This window comes from Massilia sp. P2_C2 (assembly GCF_056404615.1).
The window spans coordinates 1-2,700 of the sequence record NZ_JBFUDR010000507.1 but is presented as its reverse complement, the minus strand read 5'-3'; the positions used below and the strand labels follow the sequence as shown (position 1 = coordinate 2,700).

At 61.8% G+C, this 2,700-nt stretch carries 4 protein-coding genes; all 4 read left to right on the top strand.

Features of this window, described 5'->3' with window-relative positions:
* Positions 1-193, top strand: a 193-nt coding sequence (locus tag AC1DYX_RS30115) for a UDP-N-acetylglucosamine 2-epimerase (RefSeq protein ID WP_477265738.1), incomplete at its 5' end; no start/stop codon positions are given.
* A 158-nt stretch (positions 194-351) separates the two neighbouring features.
* Entirely contained in the window at positions 352-1,350 is a 999-nt protein-coding gene (gene galE, locus AC1DYX_RS30110) for a UDP-glucose 4-epimerase GalE (RefSeq protein ID WP_477265736.1), read from the top strand.
* An 18-nt stretch (positions 1,351-1,368) separates the two neighbouring features.
* Positions 1,369-2,535 (top strand): nucleotidyltransferase family protein, encoded by a 1,167-nt coding sequence (locus AC1DYX_RS30105; RefSeq protein WP_477265734.1) that lies wholly within the window; start codon positions 1,369-1,371, stop codon positions 2,533-2,535.
* Positions 2,532-2,700, top strand: a 169-nt coding sequence (locus AC1DYX_RS30100) for a sugar phosphate nucleotidyltransferase (RefSeq protein WP_477265740.1), incomplete at its 3' end; no start/stop codon positions are given. The genes AC1DYX_RS30105 and AC1DYX_RS30100, both read left to right, overlap by 4 nt.

The window sequence follows — 2,700 nt, the reverse complement described above, 5'->3', positions numbered from 1 at the left end:
CACGGAGCGTCCGGTGACCGTGGACGAAGGTTCGAACGTGCTGGCCGGCACCGACCCGGCCGTGATCCTGGCTGAAACGCGCAAGATCCTGCGCGGCGAGGGCAAGCAGGGCCGCCGGCCGCACCTGTGGGACGGCAAGGCAGCGGAGCGCATCGTGGACGTCCTGACGAAGGAAATCCGCGGCCAGGCCTGACGATGAAGAGGAGTTGAAGGGCGCTCGATAGCGCCCGCGAGGCAGTACCACCAAAACACCAAACAGGGATGGCGGCGGCAAAGGCCGACGCCGACGATAACGATGCGCGCCGGTCCCGAGACACGGCGGCGACACATTTTTGAGAAAGAAGAGCACTCATGAAGATTCTGGTTACTGGCGGCATGGGCTATATCGGTTCGCACACCGTGGTCGAACTGCAGAACGCGGGCCACGACGTGGTTGTGTACGACAACCTCTACAACGCGGTTCGTTCCGTGCAGGATCGCGTGCAGAAGATCACCGGCAAGCCGTTCGTGTTCGTCGAAGGCGACATCCGCGACCGCGCGGGCATGGAAGCCGTTTTTTCCGCACACAAGATCGATGCCGTGATCCACTTCGCCGGCCTGAAGGCCGTGGGCGAATCGGTGGCGCAGCCGCTGCGCTACTACGACAACAACGTGTACGGCAGCGTCGCGCTGTTCGAGACGATGGCCAAATTCGGTTGCAAGACCCTCGTGTTCTCGTCGTCGGCCACCGTCTACGGCGATCCGGCCTCGGTGCCGATCAAGGAGGATTTCCCGCTGTCGGCCACCAATCCCTATGGCCGCAGCAAGCTGATGATCGAAGACATCCTGCGCGACCTGTTCAAGGCCGAGCCGGACTGGCGCATCGCCCTGCTGCGCTATTTCAACCCGGTCGGCGCCCATGAAAGCGGCCTGATCGGCGAGGAGCCGAACGGCATCCCCAACAACCTGGTGCCCTACATCGCCCAGGTCGCCAACGGCCAGCGTGAAAAACTGTCCGTGTTCGGTGGCGACTATCCGACCCCGGACGGCACCGGCATGCGCGACTACATCCACGTGGTCGACCTGGCCATCGGCCACGTCAAGACCCTGGACAAGCTGGCGCAGGGCGCCGGCCTGCACACCTACAACCTCGGCACCGGCAACGGCAACAGCGTTCTGGAAATGGTGCACGCCTTCGAGAAGGCCTGCGGCAAGCCCATCCCCTACCAGATCGTGGATCGTCGCCCAGGCGACATTGCCAAGTGCTACGCCGACCCCACCAAAGCCCGCGAGGAACTCGGATGGACCGCACAGCGTGACATCGCGCAAATGTGCGCTGATTCCTGGCGCTACCAAACTACCCCAAAATGAACCCTTAAGGACTGAACCATGAAAGCGATGATTCTTGCTGCAGGCAAAGGGACGCGCGTACGTCCGCTGACCTACGACCTGCCAAAGCCGATGATCCCCGTGCTGGGCAAGCCCGTGATGGCTTACCTGATCGAGCACCTGCGCAAGCACGGCGTGACGGAGATCATGGTGAACGTGAGTCACCTGCACGAAAAGATCGAGGAATATTTCGGCGAGGGCGAGCAGTTCGGCGTTCAGATCGGTTATTCCTTCGAAGGCTATACGAAGGAAGATGGCGAAGTCGTCGCGGTGCCGATCGGCTCGGCCGGCGGCATGAAGAAGATCCAGGAATTCGGCGGTTTCTTCGACGACACGACCATCGTCCTGTGCGGCGACGCACTGATCGACCTCGACCTCAAGGCCGCGCTGCTCGAGCACCGGCGCAAGGGGGCGATGGCGTCCGTCATCACGAGGGAAGTTCCGTGGGACAAGGTGTCGAGCTATGGTGTCGTCGTGACCGACAAGACCGGGCGCATCACCCAGTTCCAGGAAAAGCCGAAGCAGGAAGAAGCGCTTTCGAATTTCATCAGTACGGGGATCTACATCTTCGAGCCCGAAGTGATCGACCTGATCCCGTCGGGCGTCGAGTTCGACATCGGCTCGCAACTATTCCCGCTGCTGGCCGAGAAGGGCATGCCGTTCTACGCCCAGGGCCGGCCGTTCAACTGGCTCGACATCGGCAGCGTCAGCGACTACTGGGAAGTGTTGCAGAACGTTCTGACCGGCGAAGTCAACCACATGGACGTGCCGGGCATCCAGATCGAGCCCGGCCTGTGGACCGGTCTGAACACGAGTATCGACTGGCGCGGCACGACGATCAAGGGCCCGGTCTACATCGGCTCCGGCGTCAAGATCGAGGCCGGCGCGACGATCGTCGGGCCGACGTGGATCGGCCACGGCAGCCATATCTGCGCGGGTGCCGAGGTCGTTCGCAGTGTGCTATTCGAGTACACTCGCGTTTTGAACGACGTTACATTACATGAAATGATCGTTTTCAAAGACTACAGTATCGACCGCGCCGGCGAGATGAAGCACTCGTCCGAATATGGTTCATCCGAATGGGTGAACGCGCGCGACCGCCGTCGCAGCCGGCGTACGGAACAAGCCGAAGAAACCGACAAGTCAATCGAGAAAGCCAACGCATGAAAATCTACCCAGTCATCCTCTCCGGCGGTGCCGGTACCCGTCTTTGGCCGCTGTCGCGGGCAGTCATGCCCAAGCAGTTGTTGCCGCTCGTGACGGACAAGACGATGCTGCAGGAAACCGCATTGCGGGTCCGCGGCTGGCCGGGAGTGATGGCACCGCTGGTGG

What these genes read in the sequence shown, in the direction of transcription:
- AC1DYX_RS30105 (WP_477265734.1), top strand. Translation starts at nt 1,369, where the DNA reads ATGAAAGCGATGATTCTTGCTGCAGGCAAAGGGACGCGCGTACGTCCG.
- galE (WP_477265736.1), top strand. Translation starts at nt 352, where the DNA reads ATGAAGATTCTGGTTACTGGCGGCATGGGCTATATCGGTTCGCACACC.